This window comes from Granulicella mallensis, from assembly GCF_014203225.1.
Taxonomy (GTDB): domain Bacteria; phylum Acidobacteriota; class Terriglobia; order Terriglobales; family Acidobacteriaceae; genus Granulicella; species Granulicella mallensis_A.
In genome coordinates, this window is the sequence record NZ_JACHIO010000019.1 from 1 (window position 1) to 14,648 (window position 14,648).

Sequence of the window (14,648 nt, forward strand, 5' to 3'; positions counted from 1 at the left end):
GCACGAATAGAAGTCTGTACGCAATCTGTTCGCAAAATACCCCTGGACAACTACGCCTCTCTTCATAGAAGGATGACGACGAAAAACAAACAACGGCAACGACAACTGCCAAAACCAAAGCCAAAGCGCAGAGCATAGGCTCTGCGCTTTGGGGTGCTTCAGGTCGAAGGGGTTTAGCTGACGCCTGCCGGCTTGGGGTTGGCGGGGTCGAACTGTGCGACCTGGACCTTCTTCGCGAGTCCGAGCTTCTCCATCACCCAGATGCCGTAGTAGTTGATGTCGAACTCGTACCAGGTGAGGCCGTGACGGGCGCTGACCGGGTGGGCGTGGTGGTTGTTGTGCCAGCCTTCGCCGCCGGTGAGGAGCGCGACCCACCAGTTGTTGCGGGAGTCGTCCTTGGTCTCGAAGCGGCGTGCGCCCCAGAGGTGCGTTGCCGAGTTGACCAGCCAGGTTGCGTGCAGGCCCAGAGTGACGCGGAGGAAGGTTCCCCAGAGCATCATGCCGACAGCGCCGACGATGCGGTGACCGGTGGGAGCGAGAGCCGCGCCGAGAGCCAGTTGCAGGAAGCCGGCGATGGTCAGCGGGAGCCAGTGGTACTTCGACAGCCAGACGTGAACGCGGTCGCGTGAGAGGTCGGGAGCGTAGCGGCCCAGCAGGGCAGTCTCCGAGTGAAGAGCGCGGCCGGAGATGATCCAACCGGCGTGGGCCCACCAGGTACCGTCATGCGGGGTGTGCGGATCGCCTTCGTCGTCAGAGTTCTGATGGTGCACGCGATGCGTGGCTACCCAGAAGATCGGTCCGCCTTCGAGGGCCAGGGTGCCGCAGGCGGTGAGGAAGTACTCGAGCCAGCGCGGAACACGATAGCCGCGGTGCGTGAGCAGGCGATGGTAGGCCATGCCGATGCCGACGTTGATCGCGAAGAAGTACATGATGACGCCTACAGCGAGGTTCTTCCAGGAGAAGAAGAAGAGCGCGGCGATGGCGCCGATATGGAACGCGCTCATCGCGATGGTCGTGATCCAGTTGACGCGTCCCTGCTGGTGCTCACGGCCCATGCGCAGGTCCTGCTTGATCTTTTGCGTCGTCTGCTTAACGGCTTCGAGGGGATTCGAGGCAGGCGCCGGCGCGGTTTCAATGTCGTCGATTTCGGCTTGAGTCAGGAGAGAGTTCATCAATGCGTCCTCTGTACCCATGGATGTTGCAGGTACAACTACGACGATAGAGGAGATTCTCGAAGCCGCGTGTAAGACTTTTGTAAGGGGAGAAATCGCCTGTAATGACAAGGGTTTTCGTGTTGATACCGAGGCTCGATTAGTGGACGGAGAGCGTGCCGTCGAGGTCGACTGCGAGCGCGTCTCCGTCGACCTGCATCGAGTGAATCTTCAGGTTGTCGAGTTTGAGATCGTAGCCTGTGGTCTGCGCGGAGTTGCTGAGCAGTTGTCGCATCAGGTCGGCGGCGTTGACCTTCATCTGCTGGGGGAGCTGGCGGCTGAGGAAGGGAACGAGGAGGAAGTTAAGTTCCTTCGAATCGCTCAGGCGTTCGATGCGCGCATCGCGAAAGCCGATGATCTCGCCCTGCGCGTCGGGGATGATGGAGACGTCCGCGTCGGTGTTGAGACCGATGCCGATACACGCGCCGCGTAGGCCTGTCCCTAGCTTGGAGTGAGTCTTGACGTGGACGACGACGCGGTCGTTTACGAAGCTGACCTTGGGGGCTTCGGCGTAGACGTAGCACGCTGAGCCTGCTTTGCCGCGAATGTAGTAGCGTCCGCCTTCGCCGGTGAAGAGCTGCCGGGTGAGGGTTTGCTCTAGTGCCTTCGACGAGATCCTGAGCTCGATCGCGTGTGCCTGGGTGGCGATGAAGGCGGCAGAGGCGAGCGCCAAGAGGATTCGGAGCGGAGCGAGCTTCATGTTTTGAGGATAAGCGAAGAGGTGCTTTGTTGAAGCGCGGTTTTGGTGGCGGGTTTAGCATTCCCGCAGTGGCTAAAGCCGCAAAAAGGGGAGTGCGTGGCGGCGGGGCTGAAGCCCCGCCCTTTCAAGGCAAAAGCGATGCCTCAATGAAATGTGGTGGTGGTGCCGGGAAGCAGATTCCCTGCGGGAATGACAACCAGAAAGGCAAAAGCCCACAGCTTAGTCGTACTAGTTCGGCTGTTGCGGTCCGAGCCCGAGCTTGATCAGTGCGCGAGAGTCGGGGGTGATCTTGGTCTGCCAGCCGTTATCGCCTTGCAGCTTCTGCATGGCGGCTACGCTCTGGGAGTCCCAGGAGCCGGTGGGTTCACCAGACATGTAACCGGACTTGATGAGGGCCGACTGAATCTCGGTGGCGCGTTCCGGGGCCATGCCGGGTGCCGATTCGTGGTGGGCTGACCGCGTGCTGTGCGAGTAGCGAGCGTTTCGCAGCGTTGCATGCGTGGTCGAGCTGTGTCTCGGGCGCGTGGTGCCGAAGCAGGGAACTGCGATCAGCAGAAGGCCAGCCGAGACGAGATTGTTGAAGTTTATGCGCATCCAGTTCATCCCCTTGAATCGGGAGGTGCGTCGAGCGCTAAACGCCCGGCATGAGGTTCAGGGTAGCGTATTCATGCTCCAGCAATCAAGGGGTGTGGAGTGACGATCGAGATACCGTTTTGGGCAATTGAGGCAAAAAAGAAGGGCGCAGGAGTGATGCCTGCGCCCTATCTCGTTTCGTGCTCACTGTTTACGGAAGAGTCCCACCGACGTAGGTGTTGCCGCCGCCCTGGATCTGGGTGTTCCGAATAACAAATACTACGTCGGAACCGGTCTTCAGGCTGGAGACGATAGCGCGATAGCTCGCTTCGTCGGTGACGGGTTGACGGTTGATCTCGGTGATCACGGAGCCCTGCGGCAGGCCGATCTCATCCGCAAAGGAGCCGGGACGAACCGAGGTGACGATGACGCCGCCCTTGATACCGAGCTTGGTGATCGCTGCCTGTGGGGCGGGCTGGACTGTAATGCCGAGCTTGTTCTGACCAATGTCGGATTCGTCCGGTGTGTTCGAGTCATCCTGGCTTCCGCCGAGATCGGCGAAGGTCTTGGCGCGGTCGGTGATGCCCACACTGATGGTTTGCGGTTTGCCGTTGCGGATGTAGCCGAGCTTCACGGTCTCGCCGGGGTGCTTGACCGAGATGATGGAGACCAGTTCGTCACCATCCTTGATCGGCTTGCCGTCGATGGTGACGATGGCATCCTGGGGCTGCAGGCCAGCTTTGGCTGCCGGGCCATTGGGGGTAACAGCTCCGACGATGACGCCGCCGCTGGCGAAGCCGTATACGCGGCTCACGGCCGAAGACTGCGCTGCCTGGAACGTGATGCCGATGGAGCCACGCGTGACCTTGTGGTCAGGCCCGATGAGCATGTTGTAGACACTGGCCAGCGTGTTCGACGGCATTGCGAATCCGACGCCCTCCGAACCGGCCGACTGGGTGTAGATGGCGGTGTTCATGCCGATGACCTCACCCGCCATATCGACGAGCGGACCGCCGGAGTTGCCGGGGTTGATCGCAGCATCGGTCTGGATGAAGCGCTGGAACTGGTTGGTGGCCACACCGCCGGGGCCAGGGCCCTCTTCGATGCTGCGGTTCTTGGCCGAGACAATGCCCGCCGAGACGGTCTGCGAGAGACCGAACGGGCTGCCGATGGCCAGCACCCAGTCGCCTACCTGGGCTCCCTCGGAGTTGCCGAGCTTGATGGTCGGCAACGGAGTCTTCGAGTCGATCTTGATGACGGCGATGTCGGTTTCCTTATCGACGCCGATCACGGTTGCCGGACGGCCCGGGTCGCCGGGGGTGGCTTCGGGGTCGGTGGAGAGCCTTACGTAGATGTGGTCGGCCTTGTCGACGACGTGATTGTTGGTGATGATGTAACCGCGCGGGTCGACGATGAAACCGGAACCGAGAGCGCGGCGGGGACCTGCATCCGGGGACTCGCCTCCGTTACCACCGAAGAAGTGGTTGAAGAAGTCCTGCATGTTGCCCTGATCGCCTTGGTCGCCCTGATCCCCGTTGTCATCGCCATCCGGCGCCTGGGGTACGGGACCGCGCTGCAGACCGCGGCGGTTGTTGCGCTTGACCGACTGTTTGGGGAGCGATTCCGTGTTGATGTTCACGACGGCCGGACCCACCTGCTTCACGATGGCGGAGAAGCCATTGGAGAGAGTAGCGGGTGAAGGGATGACCAGGGGGCGTGCGTCGCTGGAGTCTATGCGCTGCTGCTCTTTGCCGCTAACGCTGCTGGTCAGCACCGAGCCCGCGAGAATGCCGACAGACAGTGCAGCCAGGATGGTGAAGGTGGCGGTCAAGCGGCCACTGCGGAGATTTGCCCACAGGCCGCGCCCAATATTCTTCGATGATTCCATCTGTTTATTTCCTCGTTCTCATTTGAGATCGAACCGCGAGTCTTACAGACCCGGCCGATGACCTCCGTGGAGAGGCTTTCAGTTCGCCGCTGTTATAGACGTGCCTACCCTTGAAAAGTCGTCCTGATGCTGCAAAGCCGGGGCGACCTTACACGGAGCGGCTTCCCTTAGGATACTCGGCTTTGACGAAGAGTTGGCCCAAACTCTGCGGCCAAAATCCCCGCGAGGATCAGTGCGGCTCCGCAGAGCGCTCGTGCGCCGAGGTGTTCGTGCAGGAAAATCAGCGATGTCAGCCAGGCGAAGACAGGCTCCAGGGTGAAGATCAGGGCGGTGTGCGAGGCGGGGAGGTGCTGCTGCGCCCAGCTCTGGATGGTGAAGGCCGCTGCTGTGGCGAGGATCGCCGTAACGGCCAGGGCGAGGATCGCGCGTGAGGTCAGGTGGAACGCCGGATGGCCTCCGAGGGGGAGTGTGATCAGCAGGACGAAGGCGGCGAAACCGATCTGCAGCGTTCCGAGACGGCGGGCGGAGACGTTCGTGGCGGCGTGGGACAGCGTGAGCAGATGCGCTGCGAATGCCACGGCGCAGGCCAGGGTAAGCCACTCTCCCAGGCCGAGCCCGGCGAGCAGCGCGGTGCCTGAACCGGGCGGTGTGGTGAGCAGGACGAGACCGGCAAAGGCCGCGAAGGCTCCGATGAAGGTGTAGAGGCCGGGCTTTACTGCGCCTGCGACCCGCACGTGCGGGATCATGCCCAACAGCGGAACGAAGACCACGACGAGGCCGGTGATGAAGGCGGACTTCGAGGCCGAGGTGCGTGCGAGGCCGGCGGTTTGAAACTGATATCCCAGGCCGAGGAAGAGTCCGGCGACGGCTCCGAAGCGGAGATCACTTCGGCTCAGGCCGCGCAGGCTGCGTCCGTTCAGCGCGGCCAGGATGAGGAAGGCGAGCGTCATGCGCAGCAGGTTGAAGAGCAGCGGGGAGATGTCGAGCAGAGCTGATTTGACGAGAGGGAAGGTCGCGCCCCAGACGAGCGTTACGGCGATGAGCAGGAGGTGGGCCGTGAGGGCGTGCGAGTTGTTTTTGTTCTTGCTTTTCTGGTTTGTCATTCCGAGCGTAGCGAGCGAACCTGCTTTCTCCCGTTCCTTGGTCGTATTACCCAAAAGATGTAATTCAGCAATCAGACCGGCTTCTGTAGCCGCATAACGTTTGTGGTGATACAGGCGAAGAGCGGGAGGAAGCAGGTTCGCTCGCTACGCTCGGAATGACAAGCCAGAAAAGAAAAGACAAAGGCTAGGGCTTTTGGGTTTAGATGGATTCAGAGGCTACGAGCGTGCTGGCATCGAGCAATAGCAGCAGCACGCGGCGCAGGGCGAGGTCGCGGCCTGTCGGGTCGTACCACTCGTCGAGGGTGTGGATGCCGCCGCCGGTGCCGCCGGCCCCGATGGCCAGCGCGGGGATGCCGAGCGATAACGGCAGGTTGGCGTCGGTCGAGCCGATGCGGGATTCGGTCGGCAGGCGCAGATGGCGGTCGACCGCGCGCAGGCTGCGCGATAGCGGGGCGTTCTCGGGCAGCTCGCCGGCGGCGCGGTTGCCGATGCGCTCCACGTGGAGGTGGAGTTGATCGGAGCCCTCGGACTTGAGGGTGGCCTCCAGGGTTTTGAGGACTGCCATCTCTGTGTGATCGAGCTGCAGTGCGGAGATCGAGCGCAGGTCGAGGTCGGCGGTGGCGGAGGGTGGGATCGAGTTGACCGAGGTGCCTCCGCTGATGGTGCCGCAGTTGATGGTGGTGCGCGGCTGGCGCGGCAGCGGAAGACGCGCGATGGCGAGCAGGGCAGCGCTGAGGGTGAGGATCGGATTGGGCCGGCCGGCGTCGGCCCAGGAGTGGCCGCCGGGGCCGGTGATGGTCACGCGAAGACGGCGGCTGCCCAGGGCGCGGTCTACGACCGTTCCATTGCCTCCGCCTTCGAGCGCGATAGCTGTGCGAATGCGCTTTGCATAGGGCGATGGGCCGAAGAGGTAGCGCATGCCGCGCAGGTCGCCCTCGCCCTCTTCGCCGACGTTGGCCGCGAAGAGGAGGGTGCAGGCGGGTTTGATCTGTGCCGACTGGATGGCCGCAATCAGGCCCAGAAGAGCGGTCAGTCCGGCTCCGTTGTCGCAGGAGCCGGGGCCGAGAATGCGTGACTCGTCTTCGTGCGGTGTGCAGTCCGTTCCGGCGGGAAAGACGGTGTCGAGATGGGCGGAGAGCAGGACGACGGGGCCGCCGGGCGCGCCGTTGTGCAACTCGGCGAGGACGTTGCCTTCGTTGTCGATATGCGTGCCGGAGAGGCCGAGCGTTGTGAACTGATGGCTGTACCACTCGGCGCGTTTGGCCTCGCCAAAGGGTGGGGCGGGGATGGCCATGGACTCCATCTGCCAGCGCCGCAGTTGCGGCTCATGGAGGTGCAGCCACGCAAAGGCGGCGTGTACGGCGCGGTTGCTCGCCAGGCTGGCGATGCGGAGATTGTCAGCCGCACTCATGAGGGTTCCTTTATTCGTAATGGGGTGCAGCTCAATTCTTCGCGCTCTCCATCCATTCAGGATTGGGCAGGAACCGCTCGATCGGCACAGTTGAAACCGTGCCCTTCCATTCTTGCCACTGCGGACCTTGTGCTGCTTCTTGCTGGTGCATCAATAGCTTTGCGTTATACCGGAATCATATTCGACGGAGTGAAGAAAAAGTCCACATGCGGGCGCCGTGGGACCGGCGTCGGTTCGGTCTCGGGCTGCAAGGATACGGGGGATCTCGTCCACGGCGAGGCTGCCGCGGCCAACATCGGCGAGGGTTCCCACGATGTTGCGCACCATGTGGTGCAGGAATCCGCTGCCGGTGACGCGGTAGACGAGCAGGCCGTGCTCGTGGGCCCATCCGGCCTGCAGGAGGGTCTTTACCGGATTCGGTCCCTGGGCTTTCCCGTTGGTGTCATCACTCTCTTCTTCGCGCAGTCCGCGCTCGGGATCGGAGGCGGCGAAGGAGGTGAAGTCGTGCGTGCCGCAGAGATATTTCGAGGCCTCCTGCATCGGTTCGATCGCCAGTTGCCAGCGGCAGTCCCAGGCGTAGGGTGCGAGGAACGGGGAGCAGATGCGTTCGCTGGGGGACGCCGCTGTCCGGCGTTCGAAGATGCGGTACTCGTAGGTCTTGCGCCGGGCGCTGTGCCGGGCATGAAAGCTCTCGTCTACCAGCTCGGCGGCCAGGATGCGGATACTCGGCGGTAGAGCGCGGTTCAGGGCGCGCTGCAGGTTCGCTGGGGGAATCGAAGTTTCGAGGGCGAACGAGGTTACCTGGGCCAGGGCGTGGACGCCGGAGTCGGTGCGGCCGGAGCCCTGCGGCAGGATGCTCTCCCCGGTGACGTATTTGAGCGCCAGGGCCAGCGCACCCTGGACGGTTGGCAGCTCCGGCTGTACCTGCCAGCCGTGAAAGAGCGTGCCGTCATAGCTGAGTGTGAGTTTCCAGTGGTTCATGTCGTCCTGACCGAAAGCTATCATTCCTGTAAATAAGTGTGTCCCTTGTTGGTTCCAAGCATCTTAGAAGGGCTCATTCAACTTAGCTCCGATATACTGAAGCGGCAATCCATTACAGACCTTGTGGGGCTGGAACCAGGCGGTTCCCGCTACCGTATCTACATCTACGGCATCGTCTGGGTCATTGAGTCACTAGAGAACCAAGTGTTGGAGAATCGGACCGTGAAATTAAGGCATTTGCAGGCGACAGCGTGTGTCGCGATGACTTTGGTTAGCGTACTGCCACAGGGTGTAGCGCAGCAGGCCACGTCGACAGTATCCAACCAGACCCAAGTCAGTCCGACGGTTCCTGCCCCTACGCGAGGGGTGCAGAATGACACCACGGGCGTTCCTGGACTGCCGCAAGCCCCTGCTCCAAGGGCGACGGAGCCTCTCTACCTGCGCCCCACCTTTACGAATTACAGCAAGGGCAAGCCGTTCTTCCCCAATCCTTTCAAGGATTACACGTCGACGACCTACATGGCGCCCCGGCTCGGCAATACGTCGAAGCTGGATGACCTGCTGCACGACGGCAAGATCTACCTGAGCCTGAGCGATGCCGTGACCCTGGCGCTGGAGAACAACTTCGATATTGCTATCGCGCGTATCAACCTGGACATCGCGGACACGGACCTGCTGCGCGCCAGGGCCGGCTCCTCTCTGCGCGGTGTTTCGACCGGTCTGGTAGCTAACACGCTGGGCGGAACGACTACGACCATCACCGGCGGCGGTGGACCGGGCGGCACGTCGAGTGGTTCGGGCGGTGGCGGCGCGGGCGCGAACGGCATCGTGCTCAGCACCAACGGCAGTGGACCCACGCCCGAGGCGCTGGACCCTTCGCTTACGGGCAGTCTCGAGTACGAGTCGGCGGACACAGCGCAGGCAAGCCCGCTGTTCGCTGGAGCCACCTCGCTGAATCAAAATACTTCGACCTACAACTTTGGCTACACGCAGGGATTTCTGACCGGTACCCAGGTGCAGGCGACCTTCAATAACAACCGGGTCAGCTCAAACAATGTCTACAACAGCTACGTTCCGCAGCTCCAGACAGTATTTCAGGTAAAGGCGACTCAGCATCTGTTGCAAGGCTTTGGAACCGGCATCAACGGCCGCTTTATCCTGCAGGCCAAGAACGACCGGCGGATCACCGATTCCGCGTTCCGGCAGCAACTGCTCTACACGGTCAACCAGGTGGAGAACATCTACTGGGGCCTGGTGAGCGCTTACGAGGACGAGCAGGCTAAGGAACGTGCGCTGACGCAGTCGACGCAGTTGGCGTCGGACAACCGGAAGCAGCTTCAGATCGGTACGCTGGCTCCGCTGGATGTTGTGAACTCCGATAGCTCGGTAGCCAGCGATAAGCAGGCGCTGATTGCCGCCCAGACGAATCTCGAATACCAGCAACTCATTATGAAGCAGGCGATTGCCCGCAACCTGAACGACCCGCAACTGTCGACCGCGCCGGTGATCCCCACCGATCGCGTAGGGCTGGATCGCCTGCCGGAAGAAGATATGCCTGTAGAGGACCTGGTCCGCCAGGCTTATGTGAACAATCCGCAGATCGAGCAGGCGGTGTTGAACATGAAGAACAACGCGATCACCATCAAGGCGGAGAAGAACGGCCTGCTGCCTGTGGTTGATGCGTATGCGTTCTATGGCGGCAGTGGACTCGGCGGAACTGTGAGCCCGACCGCGATCTGTAATTTCCAGAACGGTGGAACATGCGCGTCGGAAGGTCTTACCTCCATCGACTACGGCACGGTCTTAGGGCACACGTTCAACAACAGCTCTCCTGACCGGGGTGTTGGCGTGAACATCACGATCCCGATCCGCAACCGTACGGCGCAGGCGGACCAGGCGCGGTCGCAGATGGAGTATCGCCAGTCGCAGATGCGTCTGCAGCAGCTCTATACGCAGATCAGAATCCAGATCATCAATGGTCAGTATGCGCTGACCAACGATCGGGCGCAGGTTACCGCGGCGCAGGCGTCGCGCGACTATGCGGCGCAGAGCTACGAGGCCGAGCAGAAGAAGTACAAGCTTGGCGCTTCAACGACCGCCAATGTGTTGCAGCAGGGAAGAAGCCTGGCGACCGCAGAGAACACTCTGATCTCTTCGACGGGGGCGTATGCGAAGGACCGCGCAGCGTTGCTGCAGTTGCTTTCGAGCACGCTGGATCGTTACGGCATCAGCATCGAGGCCGCGGCCTCCGGCACGATTGCCATGGCTCCGATCATTCCAGGGCTCACGGCGCCGAAGACTCCGGAGGCTCCGAAGCCGCTCAACTCTACGCCTCCGCCCGTGCAGTAGGTAGGGCAGGAAAATAGCTCCAGGTAGCCCCATTCAATTGCAGGGAAGAAGCAGAGGGCTGTAAGCCCGACTTATCTCGTGTGTAGATACGATGAATCGGGCTTACAGCCCTCTGCTTTCCTGTTGATCCGATACCTGGGGCTACGCTTGCAGCGAGCTAAAAACCGCTCGCTGCAGCGCTCCACCCCAGGCTGGGATGAAACGGGCCCTTGGCCCTAAAGATTAGGGCTCTCTTGTTATCGTGGCTTTCCGCAGCCTGTTAGCGTGGAGAGGTTCTTGCCGAGCGAGCATTCCCTCTGTGGCTAAAGCCACACCAGCAGCAGTGCAGGGACGGCGGGACTGAAGTCCCGCCCCTTCAAAGCAAAGGCCATCGCGAACTAAAGACTCAGCACACTGGAAAGGGCCGCAAGCGAATATTGCTTGCGGCCCTTTTCTCGTTCGCGCATCTGATGGATGCAGAGCAAATCCCCTGTTGCGGGGAAGTTGAATCGGGCGTGCGGTGCCGTTTTTCCTGGGGAAAAACGGCCATAAGTTTCGTGGTTTCGTCGTACACCTACAGGGGATTTGCTCCAGGGTCTGCGGTATCGTCGAAAGAGAACTGGAGTTTTGCAATGAGCACTGAACATGAGAACTCGCTGGGTCGCGCTGCCTCGGCTTATTTGCGCTCGGCGCGTCATCAACCGATCGACTGGCATGAGTGGGGCACAGAGGCCTTTGCCAAAGCAGAGCGCGAGAACAAGCCGGTGCTGCTGGATATCGGCGCGGTGTGGTGTCACTGGTGCCACGTGATGGACCGCGAGAGCTATGAAAACGCCGCGACTGCCGAGGTCATTAATGAGCACTTCATCGCGGTGAAGGTGGATCGCGACGAACGTCCTGACGTGGACACGCGTTATCAGGCGGCGATCTCCACCATCAGTGGGCAAGGAGGCTGGCCGCTGACTGCTTTTCTCACCCCCGAGGGCAAGCCGTACTTTGGGGGGACGTATTTTCCACCCGACGACCGGTATGGCCGTCCGAGTTTTCAGCGCGTGCTGCTCACGATGGCGGATGTGTTTCAGAATCGCCGCGATGAGGTCGAGGAGTCGGCCGGTGGTGTGATGTTGGCCATCGAGGAGAATGAGAGCTTCTCCGTACCTGCGGGGAATCCCGGAGCGCCGCTGTTGGACAAGCTCGTCGCTTCGACGGTCTCGCAGTTCGATCAGAAGAATGGTGGTTTTGGATCGCAGCCGAAGTTTCCGAACTCGGGTGCGATCGATCTTTTGATCGATGCGGCTTCGCGTGGTGGAGAGTTCGCGGACCAGGCCGGCCACGTGGCGACGGTGACGCTGCAGAAGATGGCTGCGGGCGGGATTCACGATCAGCTTGCGGGTGGATTCCATCGCTACTCGGTGGATGAGCGCTGGGTCGTGCCGCACTTCGAGAAGATGGCGTACGACAACAGCGAGCTGCTGAAGAACTACGTTCATGCCTTCCAGAGCTTTGGCAAGCCGGAGTTTGCGCGGGTTGCCAAAGACATTCTGCGTTGGATGGATGAGTGGTTGAGCGACCGCGAGCAGGGAGGCTTCTACGCCTCTCAGGATGCCGACGATTCATTGGACGATGACGGGGACTACTTCACCTGGACGCGTGCCGAGGCGAAGGCCGTGCTGACGGCGGAGGAGTTCGCGGTCGCGGAGCTGTACTTCAATCTGCGCGATGTTGGCGATATGCACCACAATCCCCAGAAGAACGTTTTGCATCTCGGGGAGCCTGTTGAAGCGATCGCGCGCAAGTTGAATCGCGCGCTGGATGAGGTGAACGAGACGCTTGCCGCGGCGACAGGAAAGCTCTACGCCGCACGGCTTCAGCGCAAGACGCCGTACGTCGACAAGACGATCTATACGGGTTGGAACGGCATGTGTCTTACGGCTTACTTTGAAGCTGCGCGGGTGCTCGATCTGCCCGAGGTGCGCGCGTTTGCATTACGCTCACTGGACCGAGTGCTGAATGCTGCGTGGGACCCTGTCGAGGGCCTGGCGCATGTGGTTGCCTATGGTGAAGGCGGGTCGGCGGCACGGGTTGCTGGGGTGCTTGAGGACTATGGTTTTCTCGCGAATGCCGCGCTCGATGCCTGGGAGTCTACGGGGGAGCTGCGCTACTTGACGGTTGCACAGGCGATAGCCGATGTGATGCTGGCGCGGTTTTACGATGCGGCCGGCGGAGGCTTCTTCGATACCGAACGGATGGAGGGTGCGCCACAACCTATCGGAGCTTTGAGCACTCGGCGCAAGCCGCTGCAGGATGCGCCGACACCGGCAGGGAACTCTGTGGCCGTGACATTGCTACTGAGGCTGGCTGCATTGACGAATCGCAGCGACTACGGCGATCGGGCGCAGGAGACTCTGGAGGCCTTTGCCGGAGTCGTTGAGCACTTCGGCTTGTATGCCGCCAGCTATGGGCTTGCGCTGCGCCGGGCTATTGAGTCTTCGGTGCAGATTTGTGTTGTGGGGGACGATACCAAAGCGCGTGAGCTTGAGGCTGCGGCAGTCACTGGGTTTGCGGTGAATAAGAGCGTGATTCACCTGGATCGCTCGCGGTTCCATGAGCTTCCTGCAGCGCTGGCCGAGACTCTGCCGAATCTGCCGCAGGTGGAGGGTAGCTTTGCGGTCGTCTGCAAGGGGAATAGCTGCCTGCCACCGGTAAACCATGTCGATGCACTGGTGAAGGCAATGATGGGATCTTGATTTTTGATTAATTAATAAGGCCGTCGATGACGGAGCAGGCTGTGATTGTTATGTGCAGGGCTCGCCAGGGATGTATTCATGGCGAGGGTGGGCGGTTTCGCCACGACCAAAGAAGGCAATTCAGTCGTTGCGCCCTGCGGGCTTCACTCCGGCCTTCGGCAGAGCGGTACGAGCCTTCGGCTCGATGTTTTACGGCACGGTTAAAACTGTCAAGTTCCGGGACATGCTTTACAAAGTGTCTCTGGACATCCTTTACAGTTTTGTTTTTGTTTAGGGGTTTGCGAGTCAGGGTTCGGCCATGGCCGAACCCTGACTCGCAAGGTCGAGTTCGCGGAGGAGAGTAGAGCGGTAGAAGACCAGGACGCGTTGCTCGATGCGGACCAGTTGGACAGGCTGTCCTGCGAGTGGGCCACAGACCTGCCAGCGTCTGCCGTCGAGCTTGAGTTGACCTGAGGGCTCCAGGCACTGGACCACGGCATCGGTGGGATACTGCCAGGCGGGCGGGTTGGGATCGTACGGCTTGTTGCTTTTATGCCATCTGCTGGCGGGGGTCTTCATGCCGAGGGCTTCGTGAGGCCGGAGGTGGTTGTACTCGTGTCGGAAGGCATCCAGCCAGGCCTGGCGCAGTTCTGGTTCAGGCAGACCGCGGCGACGCCGGGCCATCTCCAGCGCTCCATGGAAGCGTTCCACCTTGCCCTGGGTCTGAGGGTGGCGGATGCCGGAGAAGTAGAGCCGGATGCCCAGCTGCATCAGCCATATCGAGAGTTGGGTCCAGCCACCTGCGGACTGACCGTTCCACCACGGGATGCCATGATCCATCAGCATCGCCTCGGGCATACCGCAGGTGATAAAAGCCGCTTCCAGCCGCTGTTGCACAGCCTCACCGCGTGTTGTCCCCAATCCGTCCAGGGCGATCACGTAGCGGCTGGCGTCGTCCACGATCGACAGCGGGCCGACACTCTGGTTCCAGCCCTTGGGGCTCTTGTGATCCATCTGCCAGAGCTGGTTGGGATGCTCGCGCTCGAACCGTCTCAACGCTGGCCGATGCCGGTCTTCCAGCCGCACCAGCCCCTGTCGCAACAACACCCGATGTACCGTCGCGGCCGGTATCGCAATCCCTTCCTGCCCCAACAGCACGGCCAGCTTGCGCGCTCCCCAGTCCGGACGCTCTCTCCGCAGTTCCGCAATCCGCCGCTCGATCGACTCCGCTGTCCGCTCCGGGCTTCGGTGTGGACGACGGCTCAACTCCGCCACCCCCGATACACCACCTGCTCGATAGCGCTTCAGCCACAGATATCCCGTCGGGCGCGAAATCTCGAACTCTTTACATAACTCCGTAAGACTCGACTCGCCTCGGCTGGCCGCCACCACAAACCGTATACGCTGATCTGCTACTTCCATCGTCCGCCACGCCATCCCGCCCTCCACCTCCCGTGGAGAGCTTCATCCTGCCACCTCTTCCCCTCCAAAGAAGGCCAAAAGTGTAAAGGATGTCCAGAGACAATCTGTAAAGGATGTCATGCAACTGAACAGTTAAAACCGTGCCCTTCCGCTCCGTGTCTCAACAAACTGTTTGCACAGTTCGATTTTGCTCCAAGAGTAGTTTGATGACAGGACTTAGAGCAGTTTCCGTAGAGGCAAGGCAACCCAATGTACGTGTAGCTCACTCTATTCGGTGAAGACCTGAAATCGTCACGAAAACTGCA

10 protein-coding genes are annotated in these 14,648 nt (G+C 61.1%); 2 read left to right on the forward strand and 8 right to left on the reverse strand.

Annotated elements, in window-relative coordinates; translation table 11 throughout:
- Positions 1 to 173: 173 nt before the first annotated feature.
- The 7 genes from HDF15_RS19510 to truA form a co-directional block, all read right to left on the reverse strand.
- Positions 174 to 1,172, reverse strand: coding sequence for a fatty acid desaturase (locus tag HDF15_RS19510; protein WP_184258588.1), 999 nt, complete (start codon positions 1,170 to 1,172; stop codon positions 174 to 176).
- Between the two features lie 139 nt (positions 1,173 to 1,311).
- The gene (locus HDF15_RS19515) at positions 1,312 to 1,911 is read right to left on the reverse strand and encodes a hypothetical protein (RefSeq protein WP_184258590.1); all 600 of its coding nucleotides are present in this window, start codon (positions 1,909 to 1,911) and stop codon (positions 1,312 to 1,314) included.
- A 228-nt stretch (positions 1,912 to 2,139) separates the two neighbouring features.
- A complete protein-coding gene (locus HDF15_RS19520) occupies positions 2,140 to 2,505 on the reverse strand; it encodes a peptidoglycan-binding domain-containing protein (protein WP_184258592.1) in 366 nt (121 codons plus the stop codon).
- A 190-nt stretch (positions 2,506 to 2,695) separates the two neighbouring features.
- Positions 2,696 to 4,372 carry a trypsin-like peptidase domain-containing protein gene (locus tag HDF15_RS19525; protein WP_184258594.1) on the reverse strand — a complete coding sequence of 559 codons (1,677 nt, stop codon included), beginning with the start codon at positions 4,370 to 4,372 and terminating at the stop codon, positions 2,696 to 2,698.
- Between the two features lie 167 nt (positions 4,373 to 4,539).
- Complete coding sequence (locus HDF15_RS19530) at positions 4,540 to 5,475, reverse strand: DMT family transporter (RefSeq protein WP_184258596.1); 936 nt, start codon at positions 5,473 to 5,475, stop codon at positions 4,540 to 4,542.
- A gap of 199 nt (positions 5,476 to 5,674) precedes the next feature.
- The gene (locus tag HDF15_RS19535) at positions 5,675 to 6,886 is read right to left on the reverse strand and encodes a M20/M25/M40 family metallo-hydrolase (RefSeq protein WP_184258598.1); all 1,212 of its coding nucleotides are present in this window, start codon (positions 6,884 to 6,886) and stop codon (positions 5,675 to 5,677) included.
- 150 nt (positions 6,887 to 7,036) lie between these two features.
- Positions 7,037 to 7,867 carry a tRNA pseudouridine(38-40) synthase TruA gene (gene truA, locus HDF15_RS19540; RefSeq protein ID WP_184258599.1) on the reverse strand — a complete coding sequence of 277 codons (831 nt, stop codon included), beginning with the start codon at positions 7,865 to 7,867 and terminating at the stop codon, positions 7,037 to 7,039.
- Between the two features lie 222 nt (positions 7,868 to 8,089).
- Between truA and HDF15_RS19545 the strand changes: the two genes are divergently transcribed.
- Both HDF15_RS19545 and HDF15_RS19550 read left to right on the forward strand, forming a co-directional pair.
- On the forward strand, positions 8,090 to 10,216 hold the full coding sequence (locus tag HDF15_RS19545; RefSeq protein ID WP_311733158.1) for a TolC family protein: 2,127 nt from the start codon (positions 8,090 to 8,092) through the stop codon (positions 10,214 to 10,216).
- A gap of 611 nt (positions 10,217 to 10,827) precedes the next feature.
- Positions 10,828 to 12,942, forward strand: a complete 2,115-nt coding sequence (locus HDF15_RS19550; protein WP_184258603.1) for a thioredoxin domain-containing protein — start codon at positions 10,828 to 10,830, stop codon at positions 12,940 to 12,942.
- A 285-nt stretch (positions 12,943 to 13,227) separates the two neighbouring features.
- On the opposite strand, the gene HDF15_RS19555 is transcribed toward HDF15_RS19550, so the two are convergent.
- Positions 13,228 to 14,358: an IS481 family transposase gene (locus tag HDF15_RS19555; RefSeq protein WP_184258605.1), complete on the reverse strand. Its 1,131-nt coding sequence runs from the start codon at positions 14,356 to 14,358 to the stop codon at positions 13,228 to 13,230.
- Positions 14,359 to 14,648 lie beyond the last annotated feature (290 nt).

Coding starts and splice junctions, on each gene's coding strand:
- HDF15_RS19510 (WP_184258588.1), bottom strand. CDS start 1,172: ATGAACTCTCTCCTGACTCAAGCCGAAATCGACGACATTGAAACCGCG.
- HDF15_RS19515 (WP_184258590.1), bottom strand. CDS start 1,911: ATGAAGCTCGCTCCGCTCCGAATCCTCTTGGCGCTCGCCTCTGCCGCC.
- HDF15_RS19520 (WP_184258592.1), bottom strand. CDS start 2,505: ATGCGCATAAACTTCAACAATCTCGTCTCGGCTGGCCTTCTGCTGATC.
- HDF15_RS19525 (WP_184258594.1), bottom strand. CDS start 4,372: ATGGAATCATCGAAGAATATTGGGCGCGGCCTGTGGGCAAATCTCCGC.
- HDF15_RS19530 (WP_184258596.1), bottom strand. CDS start 5,475: ATGACAAACCAGAAAAGCAAGAACAAAAACAACTCGCACGCCCTCACG.
- HDF15_RS19535 (WP_184258598.1), bottom strand. CDS start 6,886: ATGAGTGCGGCTGACAATCTCCGCATCGCCAGCCTGGCGAGCAACCGC.
- truA (WP_184258599.1), bottom strand. CDS start 7,867: ATGAACCACTGGAAACTCACACTCAGCTATGACGGCACGCTCTTTCAC.
- HDF15_RS19550 (WP_184258603.1), top strand. CDS start 10,828: ATGAGCACTGAACATGAGAACTCGCTGGGTCGCGCTGCCTCGGCTTAT.
- HDF15_RS19555 (WP_184258605.1), bottom strand. CDS start 14,358: ATGGCGTGGCGGACGATGGAAGTAGCAGATCAGCGTATACGGTTTGTG.